Raw genomic sequence first — 24401 nt, forward strand, 5'->3', positions numbered from 1 at the left:
AAAATTGCGGAAAAATACCATGCCGAGGCGCTTTGCGCCGAGGCTGTTTCTTACGATTTCACAAAAAGTGAAAATTGGCGGAGGAGGAGAGATTCGAACTCTCGCTGGCAAAGCCACTAACGGTTTAGCAAACCGTCCCCTTCAACCACTTGGGTACTCCTCCATTTAAGTCTTTAGTGTGAGTATGAGTCTTTAGTATTTAGCAGAAACAAAATGCAAAGGCTAAAGACTTACTACTCAAACTCAAACTCGACCGGAGGAGAGAGGATTTGAACCCCTGATACCCTTTCGGGTATGCTAGTTTTCAAGACTAGTGCCATCAACCACTCGGCCACTCCTCCGTGCTTGGTAATTAGTAATTTGCAAAATACAAATTACAATTGCTAATTACGAATTACATTTCGCACACAAAACCTCACACTCTCCAATTATACCCTACGAACTTTTGGTTGTCTATTTTCCTCTATTTTGGTATAATTTTAATTTGTTGTCCTAAAACAAGACCTGCTAGCTCATCTGGTAGAGCACTTGCCTTTTAAGCAAGTGGTGCTGGGTTCGAGTCCCAGGCAGGTCAATTCTTTTATTATAAAAAACGTGGGCCCGTAGTGTAGTCCGGTTTAACACGCCTGCCTGTCACGCAGGAGACCGAGGGTTCAAATCCCTTCGGGCCCGTATAGTCCAAGCGAGAATGTCTTTGGCCTCTTATTTGATGAAGAGCCGCTCAACTTTCCGATTATTCACACCTAAGGAATTTTCTAATAGACTGCTAAAATTTTGTTAGTCTATGAATAATCGGGGTTAATATACATAGTGGCAAACGTATCGGACTTGTTGGCCGCAATGGGTCAACTTTGTTCAAGCTTATAACAGGTGAAAATACACACAGATGAGCCTTTACCCGTTACAAGTCTCTAAGATAAAGTAGGTTAGGCATATTTATCCAAGAAACATCAACATTTTGCGCCTTCGCCTCTGCTTGAAATATGTCAAAAAATTTCTTCAAATTATCATACATTTTATTCCAATACGCAGAATAGCTTTCAGAACTAGTCGTCACATGTGCAGGAATAGAACTACAAAGATAATAAAAAACATCTTGTGCGAAATTACAACTTCCATCAATGTTTGCCTTTATTTTTATTGTCTCAACCAATAGTTTAGCAAGTTCTTTTGTTTTGTTGTCTTCCTCAGGTAAATTCACTTGATCAATTATTATGCCGGCGAGATCAATATGTAGTCTGGATCTGCTGTTAGTACTAGTGACTAGCCTGGCCGCTTTTGAAATATTATTTGACATTATTTCGAATAAAATATCCTGGTTTTTCTTAGATAAAATGATATCCAAGAGGTTACTGCCGTAAGAGGGCATTCTACCATAAATTCCTAAGATAATTGTTGAAACGATCGCCGGGTCGCTTATCCTTCTTATCACACAGCTTGCTGGAGCAAGATTTATAGCATATAGTTCTGATAATATTATGATGATTGCTTTTCTTTCATTTGTAGTGCCTTCTTTGCCAAAAGGAAAACTTATAACATCAGCAAGAATTTGGGTGTCATAATAATTAGGTGAAATAATATCAGCGGCAGAATGTTCTCCTCCTTGCCTTGCAATTTTATATAAAATCTTCCACTTGTCAGCAAGACCAATGAGATTGTTTTCTAATATTCTGAAAAAAATTATCCGTTTAATGTAAGGATCTGCTTTATCATAAACCTTTAAAATCATCGAAGAGACCACATCCTGCCATGTAAATGAATGGCTTCTTTCAATTTTTTTTATTTCATCAACAGTTAAATATCCTTTTGAAATTTCTCCCAAAGTCAGGATAGGCGCTGCGTATTCGGGATAATTTCGAAGAAGTGCACTAGCAATAATATATTTTAAAATATCATTTTTAAGATTATAGAAAATCTTTCCAGCTATTGCCCTATCACCTTTCCTTGCGTCATAAAGGGCAACCAAGAGATCTGGCAGTTTACCCTCGGCCAAGTAATAATAAGGCGAAAGAAATATTTTATCAAACAATTCTGCAACATATGAAGAATAGTCAGAATTAAGTTCGTTGATTAAAAGAGTTGTTGTTTTATCCCGGTCAATTGAGAAAAGGAGTTCAAGCATTTTTAAAACGTTACTGCTAGTTTGGCTTTCGCATAAACTATTGAGAGCTTTCCCCGCTTCTTCTTGCCCCAATCCATCATACAGAAATAATATAAATGACGAAAACAAGTTGGAAAGAATCCAGTCCATGGGATGTAAATAAGAAGAAATCTGAGAATCGTTAAGATAGGCATGTTTTTCATTTATCATTTTTGATAGCTTTTCTGCTAATGCGTCAGAAATTTGGTTTTTATTAATAGCTCCAGAAGTTAATAATTCTACTGTTTGTTTCGGATATTTCTCAAAAAGAGCCTTAAAGATTTTTATTTTAAATTCTTCTTCTGTTATACTATATTCCCTGGAAAGAAAAGGAGACCTAAAGAAATTTTTAATGTTTTGTGTTTTTTCGTTTCCTTTTCCAGTTGCATCATAAGCTGATGCAATCCATTCCGCTATTTGATCAGGAGATAAGTTCAAAGCCATAATCGTTTCCTTGGTTAAAAAGAATGACAAGGAAAAATCATAATCTATCTTAAAAAAAGCTTTTATCAATCTTGTCCCTTGGTTGTTGTCTCTTTCCAGAATTTCAGCAAAAAGATTACGGACAAAAACTTGGCGTTCTACATTCCGTAGAATGTCATCTCCTTGCAGAGAGGATTGAATTTCTGGATTACAAAATAATAAATTGCGAATTAGCGAAACAGCTTTTTCTTCGCCATAGCTTCTTGAGATATATTGAACAAGACTCAAAAATCGTAGTCTTCCGAGAGAATTATATACAAAATTATTCTCCCCCCAATCTTCAAAATCGTTATAATTTTCTCTGTCCGACAGGTATGCCAAAATCTCATTGCTTTGAATAGAAGCAAAAAGGTCTTGAGGAAAGAGAGTTGAAACTTCAAAAATGGGATCTTTTACTTCTAAAAAAATATCTTTAGCCAGTTTTTTATCTCTTTTAAATATTTCGCTTATCAAGGCCGCCTTCTCTTGAGGTGAAAGGTCAGCAGACGCTATAACCTCTGAACCATTATCCAAACAAATAAGCAGGTCAGCCGCTATTTCCATATTCTGATCTACAAGTTTTTGTAAAACTGCCTGTTTAGCTCCTGTTTCTTCTGCGCCTGCTACCCACCAAACACCAAAGGTTTCAGATAAAGAAGCAAACAGATCACAAGCTTTATCGGAGCCGTAATTGCAATAAATAACAGCTATCAAATAAGCAATCTTTTCGGCGCTTTTAGAGATGGCTTCATTATTTTGAGGTTCTGCTGATAAAAGATATTCTAATATCTCAATTTCATCGTTTAAAGTAGCTTCAGGATCTGAGGGATCAGATAACTTTTCAATGTTGTCAGGATGAACTGGTGGATTTATTACGCAAGAACCACAATCAGGTTCAGGAAATTGATTTTTATTTTTTTTGCTTGGTTGTTCTGATTCACTATTTCCACATCCGCCAAATGCCATCACAGGTGATAATAAAAGTATTTCCATAACTAATTCCTCCGTTATTTATTTGAAACTAATTTTATATACACAAAACCTTCGGAGGTTAAAAGAAAAAATTTCAATTTATTTTGGGTTGTTAGTTGTCCTATATCCCTATGTCACAACATAAGTAACATTAACACTCATTGCAACGTTGATATCTCCGCATCATCATTTCGCCTCCTTTTATACAAAACAAAACTTACATGAAACAGGGTAAGAAGAACATATAAAGCGAAATTCGACCCCGAGTCTAACGATCGTGACAAGCATAACATAATTTGGTATAGTATTAAAAATACTTATGAAAAAGCCTAAAAATGTTTATATTATCGCAGGATCTAATGGTTCTGGAAAAACTACTTTTGCTAAGACCTTTTTGCCGGAATATGCAAAATGTTCCAATTTTATAAATGCAGATCTTATTGCTCAAGGATTATCTCCTTTTTTTCCTCAACAATCTGCAATTAAAGCAGGTAAATTGGTTTTACGGCAAATAGAAGATTTTTCGGCAAAAGGAATGGATTTTGCTTTTGAAACAACGCTTTCAGGAAAAACCTATCTGAAACATTTCAAAGATTTAAAAAAAATGGAATATAAACTGCATTTATTTTTTTTATGGATACCAAACACACAATTAGCTCTAGCTCGAATTAAAGATAGAGTTGCTGAAGGAGGACACGACATTCCAAGTGAAGATGTAAAAAGGCGTTTCAATAGAAGCATTATGAATTTTTTTAATATATATCGCTTTTTCTTAAACACATGGTTGTTATTTGATAATTCCGCAAAAAAGCCAAAACTTATAGCCCAAAAGTTAACACACATATTGATGTTATTAACGATGTAACATTTAAGGGCATAATTACTCAATTTGAGGTGAAGCTATGAAAAAAAAACAGTTACCATTGCATAAAAAAGCAGAGCTTGCTATGAAAAAAGCTGTAAAAAAAGTCTTATCGCAACATAAAAAGGAAGACCGTCCCATTGCTATCTGGGAAGATGGTAAAGTTAAAATGGTTTTTGTAAAATGAATGCTCTATTTAAACAACCCAAACATGACGAATTATCGTCAGATTTTTTGAGGAATAGCGCAACGTTTTTAAACCCCGATTATCCTGATCGGGGTGAATAATCGGGGTAAATACGGTATAATTTAGAGATTGGATATTGGAGATTGATTTCTTTTTGATTCAACTAATATCTAATTGACAATTTCTAATATCTATTTTTTAAAATGCGCTCATAGCTCAGATGGATAGAGCGTCTGTCTACGAAACAGAAGGTCGAGTGTTCGAATCACTCTGGGCGCAAGAGTGTGATATAATTTTATTGTTGGCTATTTTTTGTATTAATAGTTTTTGCTTTTGGCCATAAGCCATTAGCTATAGGCTATTAGCAATAATGGCGGATCGGCTAATGGTAGGCCATCGCCCTTTGAAGGCGACAGTCGGGGTTCAAATCCCTGTCCGCCAGTGGAATTTGCATCGCGAAATGGATCGACTATAAGCCATAAGCTATAGGCTATAGGCCATAAGCTATAAGCCATAAGCTATAGGCTATAAGGGCGCGTAGTTCAGTGGTGGAATGCTTCCTTCACACGGAAGAGGTCAGAGGTTCGATCCCTCTCGCGCCCAGTCAGCTAATGGCTCATGACTAATGGCTTATAGCTAAAAAATATCTTATGTAGAAAGCTATAAGCCATCAGCTATAAGCCATCAGCTATAAGCCATCAGCTATAAGCCATCAGCTATAAGCCATAAGGGCGGTTAGTTCAGCTGGTTAGAATGCCTCGCTTACACCGAGGAGGTCGTAGGTTCGACTCCTACACCGCCCATTTAGCTGATAGCTAATGGCACATGGCTTATGATCTAAAATAGAAGGAGAAAACAACAAAAGAAGAATTAAATGGCGGCTCTAGCTAAAATTCTAAAAAAAGACTTTTTCGGTCGCAAAACTCTACCAGTCTGCAAAGAGCTTATTGGTAAATTTCTTGTTCGCCGCTATAAAGAAAAAGAATCTGCCTGGATGATTACTGAAATAGAAGCATACGACGGACCGCACGATAAAGCATGCCATGCCTTTAAAGGAAAAACAGACAGGACAAAAACAATGTTTGGTGACGCCGGCGTTTTTTATGTTTATCTTGTATATGGCTTGTATCACATGCTTAATATCGTTACAGATAAAAAAGATTATCCATCTGCTATTTTAATAAGAGGAGTGGAAGGAATAACGGGGCCCGGAAGAGTGACAAAACATTTAAAAATAGATAAAAAACTAAACGGGAAAAAAGCAATCCCTGCAAACGGACTTTGGATTGAAGACAGAGGAATTAAGATATCAAAAAAATATATTAAACGCACCCCAAGAATCGGCGTAAATTATGCCAAAGAATGGGCGGAAAAACCATATAGATTTATATTGATTGACAAAAAAAATCAATGAAGCATTTTTTTATTTTTAGGAATCATTTCTATCAAATGAGACAGGTTCTTCTCAAGAGCCTGCAAACCAGGCCTTAGTATATTAATTCCCACATCAAATTTACTTAAAAATGCTAACATTCGCACAAAATCCACAATAATATCCATGTCTCTAGATACTTTTTCAACGTTAGAATCTACCGGGTTCTTATCCCAATCCCATATAATAATTTCTACAATATCCCTAAGGGCATCTTCCGGCCTCCCGTTGTTTACAACAGATAAAGGAGCCTCTAATTTGGGGAGTGTCTCTTGAAGCAGTTTAAACCTTAGCGGTTGAGGAAGCCTATATAAAGGCCTTTCTCTTTCCCCTTTACTTACCAGGAGCAGTTGTCTGGTCTCCGCGACCAAAAGATTTAAAAGCCTTCCCGTATAAACAGATTGAGCTACCATAATTCCTCCTTGGCTTTTCGGGCCCTATACACTATATAATGACCAATGTCCAATATAGTTTCCTATTCTTTTAAAAGTCTCAGAAATTTCAGGTGATTTATTAAGAGGATGCTATGGAAGAAAAACCAGGCTTGCCCGTTTTGTGCGAGGATTTTTTTTGACTTGAGCCTTAACTCTATAAGCTTTCCAAATATTTTCAGTAGTTACAACCTCATCTGGATAACCGTAAGCTATAATTTCACCATGCTTAAGAAGCATAAGCTTCTGACAAAAGCGAGATGCCATATTTAAATCATGAAAAGTGGCAATTATTGTCCTTTGTTGCCTGATTTTTTTAAGAAGTTTCAATATCTTCACTTGATAGCGCAAATCCAAATGAGAAATAGGTTCATCAAGCAACATTATTTTAGGCTCTTGTGCCAGCGCTCTTGCAATCGCAATTCTTTGAAATTCTCCCCCGGAAAGTTTTGAAACATCTTTATCAATAAACTCCATTGCTTGTAGCTCTTTTATAGCCCATTTTGCAATCTGCACATCTTCATCTGATTCAAATCTAAATCTCTGAACATAAGGGGTACGCCCAAGCAATACCATTTCCAAAACTGAAAACCCTTCAACAGGCTCCATTAATTGGGGGACAAAAGCAATCATTTTTGCCAGTTCATTTCTTGTATAATTTTTAACTCCTCCCCCCTCCAACCTAATCTCCCCTACGGTAGGAACCAAAAGTCCGCTCAAAACTCTAAGAAGTGTTGTCTTGCCAGACCCATTGGGACCAACGATGCCTAAAAATTCCCCTGCTTTAACATTAAAGGACAAGTCTCTTATTATAGGGCTATCTCCATAACCGCAAACTAAATTCTGCACTTCAAGAATATTCACCTTTTAACTCTATATCTCCTTCTCAAAATATACAAAAAGAAAGGACTCCCTATTAAAGCCATTACAACGCCAATAGGTATTTCTATTGGAGAAAAAACAGTTCTCCCTATAGTATCAGCGCCCATCATAAGGATAGCGCCACCTAAAGCAGATACGGGAACAAGTGTTTTGTGGTTGGGACCTAAAAACAATCTGACAAAATGAGGAATAATAAGCCCGACGAACCCAATTAACCCAGAGACAGAAACAGCAGCAGCAGTCATAAGACTCGCCATAATAATCATAATTAAGCGAATTTTCTCTACATCAACACCAAGCGTAAAAGCCATCTCTTCTCCTAAAATTAAAGCATTTAATTCCTTGGAATAAAAGAAAGCAAAAATAAAACCGGCCAGTAAATAAGGGGTTAAAGTAATTATATCCCCATATGAAGCCATCGAAAAAGATCCCAAAAGCCAAAAATATATGGATTGAAGTTCTCCGGTAACTATAATGATTAAAGCTAAAACGGCAGCGGAAAAAGCAGAGACAGCAACACCTGCCAATATTAATGTCTCTGTAGAAGTCTGACCTTTAACCTGGGCAAGTTTATATACAATTAAAACAGAAACCACAGCAAATACAAACGCAAGAACAGGAACTGCGCTCATACCAAAAATGACAAAATTCAAGCCCGCTCCCATTGCAACAGCCGCCCCAACCCCAGCGCCCGCAGAAACTCCTAAAATATAGGGATCGGCCAATGGATTTCGTAAAATGCCTTGTAAAATCACACCCGAGATCCCAAGCATAATTCCCACCATGGCTGAAAGTATAATTCGAGGGATTCTAATCTGCCATAAAATTTCACTTTTTAAAAGATATTCAGGTGAAATAAAAACAGGACCTAAAAACATTGAAATAATCGAAAGCAACACCAAAGCTCCAAGCAAAAGATATAATATGTTTTTTTTATTGATCTTCATTTGCTAAAAATTTCGCAATTATTTCAACGGCATCCACGACTCTTGGCCCAGCTCTAAACAGTATATCATCATTTACAAACAAAATTCTATCATTTTGAACAGCCGAAAGTTTTCTAAGCTTTTCTTCTTTTTTTATATTTTTTTTATCAAAAAGCTTGGAAGGAACAATTAAAAAATCAGGGTCAAGTCTGTATAATTCTTCAAAATTTAATTGAGGATACGCGACATCACTTACAACAACATTTTCACCGCCAGCTTTTAAAAGTATATCATTTATAAAAGAACTCTCCCCAACACTTACCAACGGTTTAAACCCAACCATTACAAAAACAGATTGACGAACATCCTTTTTGTTTTTATTTTTAGCTTCTGTCAACCTTTTATCCAGTTTTGCAACTAAAATATCAGCCTCTTTCGTAACCCCTGTCAAAGCGCCAATAACTTTTATAGAAATTAAAACGTCTTCTATGCTTTTAGAACTTATTGTAGCCACAGGCAACCCTTTAGACCTTAAAAATTCAGCATTGCGCCCTTGGGCCTCTTCCAACATGATTATAAGATCGGGTTTCAGATAAAAAACTTTTTCCAAATTAATCGCAACCCGACCAATCTTTTCTTTCGTTTTAGCTTCTTTTGGATAATCACAATTTGTGGTAACTCCAACAACCCTGGACTGAAGCCCCAAAGCAAAAAGAATTTCTGTTATAGAAGGCATTGTAGATATTATACGGGAAGGAAAAGCACTTGCAGTCGAGCAAAGAAATATAACACCTATTAAAACAACAATATTTCTATATATAAAATTAAACGGTTTTAGCATAATAAAATCAACCAGAAACTTCTTCTACTTCTTCGCCTTTTGAAGTTTGAGGAGATACCATAGCGGTAATATTTAATGCGGATAAGATTTCAGAAGTAGCAATAACCCGCCTCCCTTTGTTGTCTCCTTCGGGACGGCTAACGATATTTGCAGCTTCTATTTCATCCATAAGCCTAGCAGCCCTGTTATACCCAATTCTCATTCTTCTTTGAAGATAAGAGGTAGATGCCACTTTCGACTCAATAACAAGTCTTACCGCGTCATTAAACAACGGATCTCTTGATGAACCCTTTCCCCCATCCGATGTTTTAGATTCACCTTCAGGTATTTTAAGCTCCGCTATTTCATCTAAATAATCAGGCGCAGCCTGTCCCTTTATAAAATCCACAATTCGCTCGGCTTCTTTATCAGTAACAAAAGAACCTTGCATTCTTATAGGCTTCATAGCCCCAATAGGATTATAAAGCATATCTCCCCTTCCCAACAATTTCTCCGCCCCTGAATAATCAAGAATAACTCGAGAATCAATTTGTGTCGCCACAGCAAAAGCAATTCTAGATGGGATATTGGCCTTAATAAGACCAGTAATAACATCAACAGAAGGCCTTTGGGTCGCTATAACAAGATGAATTCCTGTTGCGCGAGCCATTTGCGCCAAACGGCAAATAGTTGTTTCAACTTCTGCGGCCGCAACCATCATAAGATCAGCTAATTCATCAATTATAACAATCAAGTGAGGAAGTTTTTCTTCGGAATTCTTAGTATTGTAAGAATCTATGTTTCTTGCGCCACAATCATAAAACATTTGATATCGCCTCTCCATTTCACGCATGACCCATTCCTTTAAAGTAAGGGCAGCCCTTCTGGGATCTGTAACAACAGGCGCCAGAAGATGAGGAATGTCATCATAAATAGACAATTCAACCATTTTAGGATCAATCATTATAAGTTTAACCTCATCAGGACGCGCTCTAAGTAAAATACTTATGATTAAAGCATTTATACAAACAGATTTACCCGATCCCGTGGTCCCTGCGATCAAAAGATGAGGCATTTTTGATAGATCTCCAAAAATAGGTGTTCCTGAAAGATCTTTCCCAAGCCCTACTAACAACTTAGATTGACTCTTTTGAAACTCATTTGCTTTTGCAATCTCTTTTAATTTTACGGGAGTGATTACCGCATTTGGAACCTCAATACCAATAACTGATTTTCCCGGCACAGGAGCTTCAATTCGAACCCCCTGCGCGGCTAAATTTAAAGCAATATCATCAGACAAGGATGCTATTCGACTTATCTTCACTCCAGGATCAGGCTGAAGTTCAAAACGGGTAACAGCAGGCCCCTGGTTTATGGAGACAACTCTGGCTCCAACTCCAAAGCTTTGGAGAGTATCCTCAAGGAGTTTCTTGCGAAATTCTGTTGTCTCTCTGATTTTTTCCTGTCTTTTCCTGTCTTTTGGGGAGGGGTCATCCAACAAAGAGAGCGGGGGCAACTTATATTTACTGTAAGATTGTTTTTCTCTTCTATCCTCAACAACAATTTCAAAATCATCTTCTTCTTTGTTTTTATCATTATTATCAAAGTCAAAACTATTTATAATATGTGGTTCCGGATTAGCCTCAACATCTGAAAATTGAGGCGCAGGCATGGTTATAACCTCTTTTGCATTAGGAACAACATCAGGAATCTTAGTCTGAACTGTTTGAAATTTTGTTTTCCTGGCCTCTAAGGCCTTCTCAGGCACAAAAGCAAATATAGATTTTAAAAATTTAACAATGTCCAAAACTGTAATATTAAAAACCAAAAGAAGAGAAATCATTGAAAAAGCCGTTATTAAGATATAAGCACCAACAGCGCCAATTGTCCGTTCCATCGCGAATCTCAGAGTAAATCCCAAAAAACCACCAGCCCCTTGAATTACTTTATGAGAAATTTCAGATGCAAAATAATTTGAGGAATAAAACTGAACCGCACAAATAAAGGCAAAAAACAGGACCAAAAGACCGACAAGGCGAGTTGCCAATTCTTTTATTTCACGCCTAAAAAGTAAAAGCAGCCCATAAAAACCTATAAAAAAAGGCAATATGTATATACCCACTCCAAGGATAGCCCTAAGAGAAAGCTTTACAACATACAATCCGACAAACCCTGTTGACGAAGAAAAGTTAGATGCCAGTATAAAAACGGACAAAGCAACAAGGAGTATGCCTGACAGATCTTGAGCAAAAGGTGAAGGTTCTTGATTTATGCTATTTTTCTTGCGAGCCACAAAGTTATTATATCAAAATTAAGAGTGAATGAATAACAAAAATCCTTAACCCCGATTATGATAATCGGGGTTAAGAACTCAAAGCTTAATATTATCTAATTTACAACCCTCTGCCAAATAAAATCGACTATCCTTTAAATAATCCTCCAGAGCAAAAAACTCAAGTTTATATTTCCCCGGCGCCTCATAAATTCTATCGAAATTTTTTTGCGCTTTACTATAAACCAAAGAATCTTTTCTTACATACAAAAGAACATTCTCCCCTTTTTTGCAATATCTATTATTCCATTTATCAAACTGCCCCCTCCCCCACACCCCCTCGGCAACACTTAAAACCCCGGTAGGCATCAAAAACGGCTTGTCCGCATAACAAGTAAGTTGAGCCACTAATCCATGATTGTCTGAAAGAAAAAAATCAACCTTATTTTCTGAAATAAAAAAATTCATCTTCCCCGCCAAAAGCCTGTTTTCTGAAAACTTATGACTGCTTATAAAAATGCCAGGGGCACAAAACAAACCGATCAATATAAATATTATCTCAAAAAAAATCATCCCATAGACTAAACATTTAAACATTTTTTTGTTTTCATAAAGCCAGCCTGAAATTAAAACAGTAATGCCGGCATAAGACATTAGCGGCCAATGTGGCCAGATTTTGGTTTTAATACTTAATAAAAGAAAAAACAAAAAAGGGATAAAAGAAGATAAATATAAAAAGATTTTTATCGGATTATTATGAATATATCTCTTCTCATTTTTTAACCACAAAACAAAAAAAACAAAAAGAAGGGGGGAAAAGAAAAGGATTTGATTTCCAATAAAATCAAAGGTTCCTAAAAACAAGACGCTATCACCTATCCTGTTTGCATGAAAAAAAACAGACTCTTTAAATTGCAAAAGACCAAAAACCAAAAGAGGAGAAAAAACAAACAATCCTACAAATCCGGAAATCCAATAATGAGCAAAAGAAAAAAGTTTTCTCTGTTTTACAAACAAAACAGGGAAAAAAAATAAAACAAGATAAAGCAGAGACATAGAATATTTTACCCACAATCCAATTCCAACAAAAAAACCGACCAAATATAAATATTTAGCAGAAGAAGACTTTAAATATTTAATAAAAAACAATAAAGACAAATTATAAATAAAGACAAGAGGAAGATCTACAATAAATGATAACCACGTAATGAAAATCCCAGGTATTAACAAATAAACAAGGCTCGTCGCATAATGCAACTTATTATCTTTTTCCGGAAAACTCTCTTTGGAAATAAAGAACACAACAACTAAATCAAGCAAGGTAAAGATAAAAGCCCCTATCCTAACCGAAACAACAGGATCTATAAAGATTTTATTTAAAAAAAAGTTAAGCCAAGCAATCATGGGGGGATGGTCAACATAATTAAATGAAAGATGCCGCGACCAAAGCCAGTAATACGATTCATCAGCTGTCAATGGAAAAGAAAAGGCCAAAACTACTCTTAATGCCAGAAAAAAGATTATAAAAAAAATCTTTATCCTCCTAAAATTCCGGGTTTACAAATCAAATTCATAAAGAATATACTGGTATCTATCAATTGAAACATTTTTTAAATTATAACATAAGCTGAAATAAAAAGTGAAATTTTACGATATATACGTAGTAAATTAGAAATAAGAGCAGACAATAAAAGGCATTCCAAACAAAATAAGGAGTAAGATAAAATATGATAAGCAGTTCAAGCCCTATTAATCGCTGGGCAGGGGTAGAAAGGGCTGTTCAGCCACTACCAAAACCGGAATATACCCAAAAAAGTCCTTCTTCTTTTGGAACAGCAATGCCACTTATCTTGTTAAACGTCTTAACTATTGACTCCATAGATTCTTTTTTTTCTGAAAAGATAAAATCAGTACTTGTCCTTACATTACTTACTACCATTCTTGTATCAAATCTTATATCAAAATTTGAACTCCCAAAAAGATTGTAAGTTAATTGTTTGATGTTATAATATTTCAATGTTAATAGTTGCAGTTGCCTTATCTTTTATATCTATCCTGGCCCTTGGACTTATATTCTACAAACTAAATTCTCTTCAAAAATCTCCACATCAGGATAAAGATCAACAATTAAATCAACAATTAGAAGGGATAAGAAACCAAGTCACGCTCCAAATGGGACAAATGAATGAACAGATAACAAAACTTTATTCTGACAATCAGAATATCTTGCAAAAAGTAAATTCCGACCTTACTCAAACGCTTCAAAATGTTGATAAGAACGTCAATTCAAGACTCGACAACGCGGCAAAAGTGATAAGTGATGTCCATAGAAAACTGGGGGAGGTACATCAGGCTACCGAACAGGTAAAAGAGTTGAGCCGTGATATTTCATCTCTGCAGGAAATATTAAGATCCCCTAAAATAAGAGGAGGAATGGGAGAACTATTTCTAAGCGATCTTTTATCTCAAGTCCTTCCACCGTCCAGATATCAGGAACAATACAGGTTTAAAAGCCGTGAAGCGGTAGACGCGGTAATAATATTAAAAGACCTTTTAATCCCTATAGATTCAAAGTTTCCTTTAGAAAACTTTAGAAAAATAATCGAAGTCAGCTCTGACACCGAAAGATTAAACGCTAAAAAATCTTTTGCAAGAGATGTAAAAAAACATATAAATGATATAAAGAAAAAATATATTTTACCCGATGAAGGGACTGCCGATTTTGCTTTAATGTATATTCCTGCGGAAAATGTTTATTATGAAATAATTGTAAAAGATGAAAATCTAGATGAGGACAAAAGTGTTTTCAAGTTTGCCATGGAGAACAAAATTTTCCCTGTCTCCCCAAACTCTTTTTATGGATACTTGCAGACCATTTTATTTGGTTTAAGAGGAATGCAGATAGAAGAACAGGCTCAAGAAATATTAAGAAATATTTCCAGGCTGCAAGTAGACTTTTCAAAAGTTCTGGAAGATTTCATAAAGATGGGTACCCATCTTAAAAATTTGACAGCCGCCTATGATTCGACAGAAAAGAAAATAGAAAAATTTGAAACAAAAATCATATCCCTCGAGGAAAAACAAGACCCGCTCAAGTTAGGAGTATAAAAACCCTGCTTATTATCCAAAAACGGGCGACAACTGTTCTTTTATTGCAACGAAAATATCAGTTTTTCTTGTAATTTGTAATTGTATTTTGTAATTTGTATTTTGCGAATTACAAACTACAAATTACCAACTACTCAACCTGGGGCGGCTTATTAAACGATGTTAGAACCTGTTTGTTGCAGGTGGTTTAAAAACCTTGGACAAATGCTTGACAAGTTGATGTGCGTTGCTATAATTGAACCATAGTTGAATTTTAGCAATAAGGCTTTATTTTTATGTATATATCAAGAAAATTAGAAGATGCTATTTTAAGGAACCTAAATTCCAGAGAAATAATTGCTATTGTAGGATCTAGGCAATGCGGAAAGACAACATTAATTAGGCATATATTCGAAAACATAAAAGAGGCCGTATTTCTAACATTTGAAGATAAAAAAATCTTAGATTTATTTGTCCATGATATAGATGCATTTATAGTCTCTTACATTAAGCCTTACAAGTATGTTTTTATAGATGAATTCCAATATGCTAAAAAAGGCGGCAAATTATTAAAGTATATTTTTGACACCGCCCACACAAAAATATTTATTTCAGGCTCTTCAACAATAGACTTAACAGTTCAAGCTGTAAAATATTTAGTAGGAAGGATATTTGTATTTTCGTTATTCCCTTTGGATTTTGAAGAATTCTTAAATGGAAAAGATGCAGAGCTTTTTTCTTTTTACAAGAAAAATAAACGATTTTTAGAAAAAATTGGGACAGAAAATCATTTCCATTTCGATAACAATCAAGTATCAAAGCTTCAAGACCTGTATGAAGAATATTTGATTTATGGGGGCTATCCAAGGGTAGTTACAAGCTCTTCGATTGAAGAAAAGAAGCTGGTTTTAAAAAATATATATAATACTTATTTTTTGCGAGAGGTTAAAGATATTTTAGGCCTTGTCGATGATTATAAATTATCACAAATGTTAAAAGCTTTAGCTCTGCAAGTTGGGAATCTTATTGAATATCAAGAAATATCAAAAGTTTCTGAATTAAGCTATCAAACGGTAAAACATTATTTAAGTTTCTTGGAAAAAACCTTAATTTGCAAGCTTGTAAAACCATTTTTCAAGAATAAACGCAGAGAAATAGTTAAAAATCCTAAAATTTACTTTATTGATACTGGTTTAAGGAATTATATTGTTGATGATTTCAGATCTATAAATGAAAGGACTGACAATGGAAGCCTCCTTGAAAACGGTATAGCAATGCAGCTTACAAAACAAGAGAGGGTTTTTCGTTATTGGAGAACAAAATATAAGGCTGAAGTGGATTTTGTAATTGAGCTTGCTAACTCCAAGTCATTGGCTTTAGAAGTCAAAAAAACAGTGGATAAAACAGACTTTATTTCAAAATCAAGCAAAGATTTTAAAGCTTTACATCCTGATATCCCTCTTATTTTTTGCTCTTTCCATTTGAATGAAGAAATAAAAAATGAAGTGATTTTAGTGGAGGAGATTTAGAAAAATAAAAGCAGACATCTGCTAGGGACGTAACCCTTGGTGTAGTCTGCCATCGTGATACTTAAATTAGAAATTGGAGATTAGGAATTCGATATTGGAAATTGGGTTTGATTGCTTGTAATTTGTAATTAGCAATTGTAATTTGTATTTTGCGAATTACAAACTACAAATTACCAACTACTCAACCTGGGGCGGCCTAGGGGAATTGAACCCCTGAAAGCAGAACCACAATCTGCTGTGTTACCTCTACACCAAGGCCGCCATATTAGCCTATAGCCTATAGCTTATAGCATATAACAATTTCAAGTAAAATAAAACATTACCAGTTATAAGCCATTAGCTATAAGCCAAAAAGCGCCCGACAGGAGTTGAACCTGCGACCCGCTGCTTCGAAGGCAGCCGCTCTATCCAGCTGAGCTACGGGCGCGTACAATTAACAACTATTAAATTATCTCATAGATGAAAACTTTGTTCAATAAAACGTAGTATATGAAAACTTGCGACTATAAGCCTCATAAGATATAATAAAATAGGATTAGGAATGAGGAATTAGGGGTAAATTTTGTTTAAATGATTTTATTTTATCTAATTCTTTTCTTTCATTCTTATCCTTAAATTCTGCTAAGCCTCGCCAAAAGCGGGCAAGCAAAATTTTTCGGAGAGGTAGCAAAGTGGTCAAATGCCCCTGACTGTAAATCAGGTCCCTAACGGGTTCGAAGGTTCAAATCCTTCCCTCTCCATTTAAGCCTTGAGTGTGAGTCTTTAGCGCAGACAGAAAGAAAAAACTCAGGCTCTCCTCCAAAAGAGGGAGAAATTAGAGATTCGAAATTTTAGGCTGGGGATAACAGCCCTATATCCTTAAAGTAAGAGCAAGTTTTATAGCTTCTTGCAAAGCTAATGGCTTTTTTCTCCTACTATTTAAAATAATAATGCCGGAATCGGGAGGCTCTACACGATAGTAAATATCATAAGGACTAACAATTGTTCCTGTTGGTTCAAAAATCAAGGGGGCGCAATTTTCTTTTGTCGCTAAAAAACCTTCTTTATTGTTATCGCCTAATACTATCTCTTTTATTTCCCAACCTAATCCTTCCAACGTTTCAGGTAATAATCCAAATGATGGAATGTTAACATGAAAAGCTTTTACTTGTGAACCAGATAAACTTACTATTTGTTCCGTTAAATCCCAAATTTTGTCATACCATCTACCAAAGAATAGATCTCTTTTTGCCTTATCCTCTGGCCCAGAATCATCTCTACCTACATCCATTCTTTCTAGGAATAACGAATAAATCTCTTTTTCTCCTTCAACTAACATTTTTTCCCATGCAAAACGTTCTAAATCACCTAATTCCCCTATTTTGTAATATCTATATCCTGGTTTTTTTGAATCATAATAAAGTCTTGTTTTACCAATATCAAAAAAACCGTGACCTCCTCCTTCCAAAATAATTCTAACTTCTTCAGACAAACAATCTGCCCAAGAAAGTTTTTTTTGTCCCTTGTCACAAAAAGCATACAACGATATCTTATCAAAGCCGCTGCTGCTTATCGCAATTGCCGTTCCATCAATTAATTCTATTAGAAGATTAAAGCTATGCCATTGATCAGTTCCCTTATGTAATGAAATCTCCGATACCGGAGGAAAAAACATACCCGGAGGAGGGATAGAGTCGCCTTCAGGCATAGATCTTTTACATAGATCAATAAAGGCATCTCCAAGAGGAGAAGACAATCTATCTTCTGGCGTAACACTAAAACTAGTATACCTCCCACCAACTCTAAAAGGTTCTGGGTTTAAAAGACAATTCCCTTCACCAGATGGAAATATAATTGAATATTGATTTCTTCCCCATTCTACAATAGACCCATATTTTTCAGCTGCCAAAAAATTCACAAAATTGTATTGTGGAAAACAACGATAAAAACTCCTTTCATATAAATTGCTTTTAATTTGGCCCGGTGAAAGCAGATCAAAAACAACCACTTGATCTCGAAATTCATCCAATAACAGAGAAGTAAAGGATTGCACATGAATATCTTCTAATTCCATTTTTTCCAGATCTTCTATGGTTGGAGGATCGGTAATCGTATGAGCAAGCCCGCTATATGTTAATACCGGATCTCCATTAATTACACGCTCACGTATAACCTTGAGGAAATTTCTAGCTATTAGTTCGGGGGTAGAGTTTTCTTGTTCACTCCGATTTTCTAATCGGGGTTCATTGCCAAGAGGAGTGCATGGAAATACTCCAGGCAAAGTAAAGTTTCCTTCATAACATATTTTTAAAAATTCCATTAAACTTAAAGGAGAAAACGCCCCGATAAATGCCGAGTTTAAATGTTTTGCTATCTTTTCAATGCTTTCAATATTTCTTAACAACACCATTCTTTGGGAAACAATTTCCGGGAAATAATCACGCAGAGGCTGGGGTAATGGTAACTTACCAAGTCCTTCAATAACCGATCTATTCAATAAAACCCCGTAAGGGACACCTTCATATACCAAGGTCTTTTTAGTGTCAAAAGAAAACGGGAAAAAACAAGAAAGCAATTGTTTAAATAAATATACTGGATGATTATCATCTAATGTATAAGGACTATGAAATTCTCCTACACATACAATTTGTGGGAAACGAAGTGAAGAGACTATCCCTGATATTTGTTCGCCTAAATCATGAGAAGAATCAAATCTTATAATTCTCTTAACAGGTAAATCTCTCATTGAGTTAGGATGGCCGAAGCCTTTTATTACTGATATTCCTGTCATATTAATCCCGATTATTCACCCCGATTATCATAATCGGGGTTCACGGAGAACTCAGAAATCAACCCCGAAATTTATGACGATCGGGGTTAATGTCCTTTTTATATATCGGACAAAATAGGATTAAATTGCAGCTTTATTACCGTAAGATTTACCCCGATTATTCCTGCCCCCTAGCCCCATCTCTGTCTTACAACCTCATACATGGCAATCGCGGCGGAAACAGAAGCATTCAATGAAGAAATCTCGCCTTTCATGGGAACCTTAACTAAGAAATCACAATTTTCTCTAACAAGCCTGGACAATCCTTTCCCCTCACTCCCTACAACTAGCCCCAAAGAGAGCTTTAAATCAGCCTTGGTAAATTCCTGTTCTGCTAAACTATCAAGCCCCACAATCCAAACTCTATTATCTTTTAATTTATAAATAGCATCATTTAAGTTGCTCACACGTGCAACCGGAACATAAAAAACAGCGCCAGATGATGCTTTGGTAACGGTACTTGTTAAAGGGACAGACCTCCTTTTGGGAATGATAACACCGTGAACACCCGCAGCATCAGCAGTCCTTAATATCGCCCCCAAATTATGAGGGTCTTCAATGCTATCCAATAAAAGTATAAAAGGAGGCTCACCTTTTGCCTCCGCGACAGCTAAGATTTCTTCTACTTCAACATACCTTTTAGGAGAGATATAAGCCAAAACACCCTGATGATTATTCTCCCTGCAAACCTTATCAATCGCGCTTCTTTCAACAAACTGGAACAAAACCTTTTTTTGTCTGGCATAATCAATAATTTTTTCTATTCCATGAAGCCCCTTTGCAATAAGGATTTTATTTATAGATTGGCCAGATTTCAACGCTTCTAAAACTGGATTTCTGCCAAAAACAAATTCCTGATTGTCAATTATTTCATTTTTCATATTAACCCCGATTATTCATCCCGATTATCCTAATCGGGGTGAATTCCTTTCAATAAACATATATAATAACTTTATAATACAACATTTAAACAGATCCTGCGACATCAGCCCATAGGAAGAACTCTACCTTTTAACCCCAATTATGATGATAATCGGGGCCTGAAATCAGTTCCTTTATCTTAATTCTGCTGGTTTTTCCATCTCAAAATCTCTTGAAACAAATCATCGCGTAAAATTTCCCATTTAGGTCCATTCTCAGTTGGAGTCTCTATTATAAAATCTTTCGCAGGCAAACTTTCAGAAATGAGCTTAAAAAACCATTCCTCTAAGAAAGAAGGCTTAAGCAAAGATAATACATACCAACGTTCATGCCTCCAATCTTCCCTCCGAATATTCATCTGCGCCAACAACTTTTCATTTGCATAAAATATATCACGAAAAGCAACCTCTCCTTTAATTTTCACCTCGCACACCGAACCAAACATCCCTCTTTCTTTAAGGAGATGGCTGATAAAACGCATAATATCTCCAGGCTCTATCCCATCTTCTATCCAAACAGGTGACTGTGCCTCTTTAATAGATGTCCAAAAACTACCTAAAACCATCAAACTAAAATCTTCTCTGCCAAAGTGCAGTGCATTTAGTTTAGCTCTTGTCCCTTTTATTAAGTTATTAAACCCGCCTGAATCAAGAGTATGTTCTTCGCTACTTTCAAGAAAAAGTGAAACTCTGTCTAATCTCCTAGAAATCTTTTCACTTAAACGACCCGGCCTTATATGAAAAGCGAAAGATTCTATGCTTTTCTCAGCCCATCGTCCCCCTTTAGAATACAACGAAATCTTGGGTCCTGACACTCTAACGCCAGACCTTAATATATCTGCAGCTTTTATCGAATATCCAGCGACACTTACACATCCTGATTCAAACCTATCGACAACCCGCCTAACTTTCCACCCAATATTAGACACGGTATTAAACCCAACCATAAAATCTTCCTCCTGTTTATAAAAACCCAATAAAAAAGATACCAAGCAACAAAAATCAATTTCCCTATAGTTGATTATCTTCAATAAACAAGTTAAATTTCACCCCGATTATTCATCCCAGAATCAATAACTAACAAATTGTCAAACATTCCTCGAGCTATGAATAATCAGGGTTCATATATAAAAAGCCCAATTATCCTAATCGGGGTGAAAAAAAGCCTGCAAAAACAAAAACCCCGCACCAATTATGCGGGGTTCTTAACCCCGATTATCCTAATCGGGGTTAAATATAACTAAGCAAAAAAACTTATTTTCTAAGCAATCCCTTCTCCTCTAAAATTTTAAAACTCAAATCTGCGGCTAGGATTCTCCACTCATATCCATTTTTTGTGGAAGTTTCATCAACAATATCTACAGGCTGCATGCAATGAAGTAACCTTTCACGAGTTAAGGATCTAACATTTCTTGGAAAAATAAAAGAAGATATTCCAGTATATTCGTCATACTTACAATCCAAATCTAAGTTATCATCATAGTAGTGTTTAGAAAGGCTATCTTTATATTCCCAAGTTTTTTTTCTGTCTAACTCTAAGAATCTTAAAAAATTCGCTAGTTCTACCAAACGACTTTCAGATAATTCTTCTTTCCTCACAGATTTTCTTATTGAAATTGAAGATACATCGCCAAAACGATCCCTTGTTCTAATCATTCCTATAATAAATTTCTCAATTTCATCCGATGTAACCACTTTTAACAACTCGCAAAGATTAGCATCATAAAACTGACTCGAAGTTGAAATAGCCAGGTTTCTTAAATTACCATAAGGAGAACAATCCAAGCGAAAATCTACTCTGCCAAATCTTAAAAAATTAGAGGCTTTGTCAATCGGACTCTCAACCCGTGCTGTTAATCTATGTACCCCATCCGCACCACTTTTTAAAAAAGCCTCAAGGGTTTCCCCTGATTTTCCCAGCCCTATACTAGGAACAAAAAGTCTATTCATAGGCTCATAGGAACGGCTTGGATTTACAACTTCTATTTTCAAACCAGGAAATCTTACCTCTTGACGACAAAAAGATGCTACACCTTTAAGTCCCTTGACTAAACGATTAGACCCTCTCTTCAGATCATCTCTCACATCAACCAATCGCCTGTTTAAATCACGAGCGCCATCAGGTTGACTACGCACCCAATCGCGTAAAACTTTTTTTCCCTTAACTTCAAATTGACTCATAAATAATAAACCTCCTTGAAAATCTTCTAACTACTTATCTTCGAAAGAAGAAAACATAAATTTCAACAGAAATACTTATATAGGGTCTGTTGCATAATGGTCATTCCCGTGAAAACGGGAATCTATTTCTCAGAAAACAAGATGGATCCCCGCTTTCGCGGGGATGACAAATTGCAAAAACCGCTATTATGCAACAAGCCCATATACTGGGCCCGTTGTAAAATGCTTATTTGGGTTGAGGAACCCTGCGACTGAATCCCGATTAGGATAATCGGGACGGTTTTCTAGGATTTGTTATTATGGCACTGTTGCATAATGCCAATTTTTGTAATTTGTCATCTTAGCGCCGTGCCTGTCGCCTGCCTGACGGCAGTCAGGGCCGGCAGGAAAGCTGGAATTAATCTTGATAAAATATTAGAGAAGAAAAAAAACATACCGAGGGGTCTTACAAAAAAAGCTTTAGTCCAAAACTATCTGCTCTCTTCTTTTTGAATACAACCGACAATATCTCCTTTTATCGATTCATAGGCAACTCTAATTGCATTTTTTATGGCCTTAGCTTTGGCTCTGCCATGGGCTTTTACACACACACCATTAATTCCCAAAAGTTGTGCGCCGCCATATTCATCGTAATCTATCTGTTTTTTAAGCTCTTTAAAAACAGGAAACATTAAGAAAGCCCCTATTTTAGCAATAAAACTTTTTGAAATCTCTTTTTTAAATATATCCATTATCTTGTAAGCAACACTTTCAGAAAACTTTAGAATCAAATTCCCGACAAAACCGTCACATACAACAACATCCACATTTCCGCTTAAAATTTCCTTGCTTTCAACATTTCCTATAAAATTTATATTTGGGGTTTTTGAAAGGAGTCCCCATGTTTCCTGGGTCAATTCATTCCCCTTCTCTTTTTCCTCTCCAATATTCAAAATAGCAACTCTCGGTTTTTTAACGTGCATTACATACTTTGCGTACAAACTTCCCATTTGTCCAAATTGCTGAAGATGTTTGGGTTTGTTGTCAACATTAGCGCCCATATCCAAAAGCAGAACTCTTGAATTTCCCGTAGGAAAAACAGTCGCAATGGCGGGACGTTCTATCCCTTTTATTCTCCCGAGTTTAAACAGGGCAGAAGCCATAAAAGCTCCGGTATTCCCTGCAGAAACAACAGCTTCGACATTTTTATCCTTTAAAAGTTCTAAAGAAATATTTATGGAAGCATCTTTTTTTTCCCTAACTGCAGATACAGGAGCTTCGTCCATCCCAATTAACTGAGAAGCATTTTTTATAGATATGTTTGCGCCCGCAGATAATTTTTTTAATAAATTATTAAGCAAGTCGCTTTTCCCCACTAGAGTTATCTCTATGTCAGGAAATTCATTGGAAGCTAAGATCGCCCCTTTTACTATCTCTAAAGGAGCAAAATCTCCGCCCATTGCATCAACCGCAATTTTAACCACTGCCTAAGACTACTCCTTCCCCTTTTTCTTCGGTTGTTTTATTTTAATAACTGCTCTTCCCTTATAGGTGCCACAAGACAAACAGGCATTATGAGGAAGAACTGGCTCTCCGCAAGAAGGACATTTAGCTAAATTAGGGAGCGTCGCCCTAAAAGATTCAGCCCTTCTCTTTCCTTGCCTCGATCTTGAATGTCTTTTCTTTGGTACAGGCATTGTATATATTCCTCCTTTTCAAATCTCTAAATCAATTATTTACTCTAACCCGCATTTTTCACTACATAAAGGCTTAATAGGGATAAAAGTTATAAGATTTTGCCTTATGATCTCGGATAAATTAAGCTTGTTATCCTCCTCTATCTGAAAAGCAAAATCCTCCTCTTTTAGTTCAAACTCCTTTTTGTCCGGAATAAGCCCGCCACCTATAATGTATGATTCTTTTATAGGAATGTCAAAAGGGGAATCAAACTCCTTCAAACATCTGGCACAGCTTAATCTTGTCACACCACAAGCTTTCCCTTTTAAAACAATAGAACTGCCTGTGTTAATCAAATCCCCTTCAAATCTTATCGGGGAGACTAAAACAAGATTGTCTTCAGGATAAGAGACAGTATCCGATTCATCAATATGAAAACTTTTGCCCACCTTTTCCAAAAGTGGCGTAATATCAACTATTATAGACACAACAATTTAAATTATACTTTATTTTGGAAAGGATTGTCAATTTAAGCCCGATTATTCATCTCGAGTAAACCCCGATTATTTATAGACGAACAGAATTCTAGCAGAGTGTTGAAACTTTTCCCAGGTATGAATAATCGGGGTAAATATTTGACAATTTGTTGGTTATTGATTCTGACGTGAACCCCGATTATCTTAATCGGGGAGAATAATCGGGTTAACATGGAGAAACTATCAAGAAATACTGAAATTTCAACTTTTTTCCCCCGATATAAAATCACACAGGAAAAAAAATAGGAGAAAAAAACAATGGATATAAATATAACAATGTATACTAGCAAAATAAAA

The 24401-nt window shown here is 36.0% G+C and carries 19 protein-coding genes and 11 tRNA genes; 12 read left to right on the top strand and 18 right to left on the bottom strand.

The features are described 5' to 3' along the window. Window positions 1–75: 75 nt before the first annotated feature. Together A2290_04625 and A2290_04630 are read right to left on the bottom strand one after the other, a co-directional pair. A tRNA-Ser gene (locus A2290_04625) sits at window positions 76–163 on the bottom strand. Between the two features lie 91 nt (window positions 164–254). After that, a tRNA-Ser gene (locus A2290_04630) sits at window positions 255–341 on the bottom strand. Between the two features lie 160 nt (window positions 342–501). Between A2290_04630 and A2290_04635 the strand changes: the two genes are divergently transcribed. Both A2290_04635 and A2290_04640 read left to right on the top strand, forming a co-directional pair. Beyond that, window positions 502–574, top strand: a tRNA-Lys gene (locus A2290_04635). Between the two features lie 22 nt (window positions 575–596). After that, a tRNA-Asp gene (locus A2290_04640) sits at window positions 597–672 on the top strand. Between the two features lie 229 nt (window positions 673–901). Here the strand turns inward: A2290_04640 and A2290_04645 are convergent. Continuing rightward, window positions 902–3595, bottom strand: coding sequence for a hypothetical protein (locus A2290_04645; GenBank protein ID OGC13326.1), 2694 nt, complete (start codon window positions 3593–3595; stop codon window positions 902–904). Between the two features lie 298 nt (window positions 3596–3893). Between A2290_04645 and A2290_04650 the strand changes: the two genes are divergently transcribed. The 6 genes from A2290_04650 (at window position 3894) to A2290_04675 (ending at window position 6037) form a co-directional block, all read left to right on the top strand. Beyond that, window positions 3894–4439, top strand: coding sequence for a hypothetical protein (locus A2290_04650; protein ID OGC13327.1), 546 nt, complete (start codon window positions 3894–3896; stop codon window positions 4437–4439). 389 nt (window positions 4440–4828) lie between these two features. Then, window positions 4829–4902: transfer RNA gene (locus A2290_04655), tRNA-Arg, on the top strand. Between the two features lie 92 nt (window positions 4903–4994). Continuing rightward, window positions 4995–5065 (top strand) — tRNA-Gln (locus A2290_04660). An 89-nt stretch (window positions 5066–5154) separates the two neighbouring features. Next, window positions 5155–5226, top strand: a tRNA-Val gene (locus A2290_04665). A 126-nt stretch (window positions 5227–5352) separates the two neighbouring features. After that, window positions 5353–5426, top strand: a tRNA-Val gene (locus tag A2290_04670). A gap of 71 nt (window positions 5427–5497) precedes the next feature. Beyond that, window positions 5498–6037 (top strand): hypothetical protein, encoded by a 540-nt coding sequence (locus A2290_04675; GenBank protein OGC13328.1) that lies wholly within the window; start codon window positions 5498–5500, stop codon window positions 6035–6037. Here A2290_04675 and A2290_04680 read toward each other — a convergent pair. From A2290_04680 to A2290_04705, 6 genes are all read right to left on the bottom strand, one after another. Next, window positions 6031–6468: a hypothetical protein gene (locus A2290_04680; GenBank protein ID OGC13329.1), complete on the bottom strand. Its 438-nt coding sequence runs from the start codon at window positions 6466–6468 to the stop codon at window positions 6031–6033. The genes A2290_04675 and A2290_04680 overlap by 7 nt on opposite strands. A gap of 111 nt (window positions 6469–6579) precedes the next feature. Further along, window positions 6580–7350, bottom strand: coding sequence for a hypothetical protein (locus tag A2290_04685; GenBank protein OGC13330.1), 771 nt, complete (start codon window positions 7348–7350; stop codon window positions 6580–6582). Continuing rightward, the gene (locus A2290_04690) at window positions 7347–8315 is read right to left on the bottom strand and encodes a hypothetical protein (protein ID OGC13331.1); all 969 of its coding nucleotides are present in this window, start codon (window positions 8313–8315) and stop codon (window positions 7347–7349) included. The genes A2290_04685 and A2290_04690 overlap by 4 nt, the downstream gene beginning before the upstream one ends. Continuing rightward, the gene (locus tag A2290_04695; GenBank protein OGC13332.1) at window positions 8302–9135 is read right to left on the bottom strand and encodes a hypothetical protein; all 834 of its coding nucleotides are present in this window, start codon (window positions 9133–9135) and stop codon (window positions 8302–8304) included. Before A2290_04695 ends, A2290_04690 begins: the two co-directional genes overlap by 14 nt. 7 nt (window positions 9136–9142) lie before the next feature. Then, the gene (locus tag A2290_04700; GenBank protein ID OGC13333.1) at window positions 9143–11407 is read right to left on the bottom strand and encodes a hypothetical protein; all 2265 of its coding nucleotides are present in this window, start codon (window positions 11405–11407) and stop codon (window positions 9143–9145) included. A gap of 78 nt (window positions 11408–11485) precedes the next feature. Beyond that, window positions 11486–12790, bottom strand: coding sequence for a hypothetical protein (locus A2290_04705; GenBank protein ID OGC13334.1), 1305 nt, complete (start codon window positions 12788–12790; stop codon window positions 11486–11488). Between the two features lie 323 nt (window positions 12791–13113). Here A2290_04705 and A2290_04710 point away from each other — a divergent pair, with 323 nt between their 5' ends. The 3 genes from A2290_04710 to A2290_04720 all read left to right on the top strand — a co-directional run bounded on the left by A2290_04710 (window position 13114) and on the right by A2290_04720 (window position 16002). Beyond that, entirely contained in the window at window positions 13114–13374 is a 261-nt protein-coding gene (locus A2290_04710; protein ID OGC13335.1) for a hypothetical protein, read from the top strand. A 28-nt stretch (window positions 13375–13402) separates the two neighbouring features. Beyond that, the gene (locus tag A2290_04715) at window positions 13403–14494 is read left to right on the top strand and encodes a hypothetical protein (GenBank protein ID OGC13336.1); all 1092 of its coding nucleotides are present in this window, start codon (window positions 13403–13405) and stop codon (window positions 14492–14494) included. Window positions 14495–14769: 275 nt separating this feature from the next. After that, window positions 14770–16002 (top strand): hypothetical protein, encoded by a 1233-nt coding sequence (locus tag A2290_04720; protein ID OGC13337.1) that lies wholly within the window; start codon window positions 14770–14772, stop codon window positions 16000–16002. 187 nt (window positions 16003–16189) lie between these two features. Here the strand turns inward: A2290_04720 and A2290_04725 are convergent. Continuing rightward, window positions 16190–16263 (bottom strand) — tRNA-His (locus tag A2290_04725). Window positions 16264–16355: 92 nt separating this feature from the next. Beyond that, window positions 16356–16429: transfer RNA gene (locus A2290_04730), tRNA-Arg, on the bottom strand. Window positions 16430–16659: 230 nt separating this feature from the next. On the opposite strand from A2290_04730, the gene A2290_04735 reads away from it, so the two are divergent. Further along, a tRNA-Tyr gene (locus A2290_04735) sits at window positions 16660–16742 on the top strand. 110 nt (window positions 16743–16852) lie between these two features. Here the strand turns inward: A2290_04735 and A2290_04740 are convergent. The 7 genes from A2290_04740 to A2290_04770 all read right to left on the bottom strand — a co-directional run bounded on the left by A2290_04740 (window position 16853) and on the right by A2290_04770 (window position 24026). Further along, the gene (locus tag A2290_04740) at window positions 16853–18772 is read right to left on the bottom strand and encodes a hypothetical protein (protein ID OGC13338.1); all 1920 of its coding nucleotides are present in this window, start codon (window positions 18770–18772) and stop codon (window positions 16853–16855) included. Window positions 18773–18942: 170 nt separating this feature from the next. Next, the gene (locus A2290_04745; protein ID OGC13339.1) at window positions 18943–19692 is read right to left on the bottom strand and encodes a 23S rRNA (guanosine(2251)-2'-O)-methyltransferase RlmB; all 750 of its coding nucleotides are present in this window, start codon (window positions 19690–19692) and stop codon (window positions 18943–18945) included. Window positions 19693–19871: 179 nt separating this feature from the next. Next, complete coding sequence (locus A2290_04750; GenBank protein ID OGC13340.1) at window positions 19872–20678, bottom strand: hypothetical protein; 807 nt, start codon at window positions 20676–20678, stop codon at window positions 19872–19874. Window positions 20679–20985: 307 nt separating this feature from the next. Continuing rightward, window positions 20986–21912, bottom strand: coding sequence for a hypothetical protein (locus tag A2290_04755; protein ID OGC13341.1), 927 nt, complete (start codon window positions 21910–21912; stop codon window positions 20986–20988). Window positions 21913–22382: 470 nt separating this feature from the next. Then, window positions 22383–23351, bottom strand: coding sequence for a hypothetical protein (locus tag A2290_04760; protein OGC13344.1), 969 nt, complete (start codon window positions 23349–23351; stop codon window positions 22383–22385). A 33-nt stretch (window positions 23352–23384) separates the two neighbouring features. Continuing rightward, entirely contained in the window at window positions 23385–23588 is a 204-nt protein-coding gene (locus A2290_04765; protein ID OGC13342.1) for a 50S ribosomal protein L32, read from the bottom strand. A gap of 39 nt (window positions 23589–23627) precedes the next feature. Then, a complete protein-coding gene (locus A2290_04770) occupies window positions 23628–24026 on the bottom strand; it encodes a hypothetical protein (protein OGC13343.1) in 399 nt (132 codons plus the stop codon). Window positions 24027–24401 lie beyond the last annotated feature (375 nt).

This window comes from candidate division WOR-1 bacterium RIFOXYB2_FULL_36_35, assembly GCA_001771505.1.
In the GTDB taxonomy this organism is placed as follows: domain Bacteria; phylum Margulisbacteria; class WOR-1; order XYC2-FULL-46-14; family XYC2-FULL-37-10; genus XYB2-FULL-36-35.

Excerpts from the sequence above, each read along its gene's own strand:
- A2290_04645 (OGC13326.1), bottom strand. The coding sequence starts at position 3,595 with ATGGAAATACTTTTATTATCACCTGTGATGGCATTTGGCGGATGTGGA.
- A2290_04650 (OGC13327.1), top strand. The coding sequence starts at position 3,894 with ATGAAAAAGCCTAAAAATGTTTATATTATCGCAGGATCTAATGGTTCT.
- A2290_04675 (OGC13328.1), top strand. The coding sequence starts at position 5,498 with ATGGCGGCTCTAGCTAAAATTCTAAAAAAAGACTTTTTCGGTCGCAAA.
- A2290_04680 (OGC13329.1), bottom strand. The coding sequence starts at position 6,468 with ATGGTAGCTCAATCTGTTTATACGGGAAGGCTTTTAAATCTTTTGGTC.
- A2290_04690 (OGC13331.1), bottom strand. The coding sequence starts at position 8,315 with ATGAAGATCAATAAAAAAAACATATTATATCTTTTGCTTGGAGCTTTG.
- A2290_04695 (OGC13332.1), bottom strand. The coding sequence starts at position 9,135 with ATGCTAAAACCGTTTAATTTTATATATAGAAATATTGTTGTTTTAATA.
- A2290_04705 (OGC13334.1), bottom strand. The coding sequence starts at position 12,790 with ATGATTGCTTGGCTTAACTTTTTTTTAAATAAAATCTTTATAGATCCT.
- A2290_04710 (OGC13335.1), top strand. The coding sequence starts at position 13,114 with ATGATAAGCAGTTCAAGCCCTATTAATCGCTGGGCAGGGGTAGAAAGG.
- A2290_04715 (OGC13336.1), top strand. The coding sequence starts at position 13,403 with ATGTTAATAGTTGCAGTTGCCTTATCTTTTATATCTATCCTGGCCCTT.
- A2290_04720 (OGC13337.1), top strand. The coding sequence starts at position 14,770 with ATGTATATATCAAGAAAATTAGAAGATGCTATTTTAAGGAACCTAAAT.
- A2290_04740 (OGC13338.1), bottom strand. The coding sequence starts at position 18,772 with ATGACAGGAATATCAGTAATAAAAGGCTTCGGCCATCCTAACTCAATG.
- A2290_04745 (OGC13339.1), bottom strand. The coding sequence starts at position 19,692 with ATGAAAAATGAAATAATTGACAATCAGGAATTTGTTTTTGGCAGAAAT.
- A2290_04750 (OGC13340.1), bottom strand. The coding sequence starts at position 20,678 with ATGGTTGGGTTTAATACCGTGTCTAATATTGGGTGGAAAGTTAGGCGG.
- A2290_04755 (OGC13341.1), bottom strand. The coding sequence starts at position 21,912 with ATGAGTCAATTTGAAGTTAAGGGAAAAAAAGTTTTACGCGATTGGGTG.
- A2290_04760 (OGC13344.1), bottom strand. The coding sequence starts at position 23,351 with ATGGGCGGAGATTTTGCTCCTTTAGAGATAGTAAAAGGGGCGATCTTA.
- A2290_04765 (OGC13342.1), bottom strand. The coding sequence starts at position 23,588 with ATGCCTGTACCAAAGAAAAGACATTCAAGATCGAGGCAAGGAAAGAGA.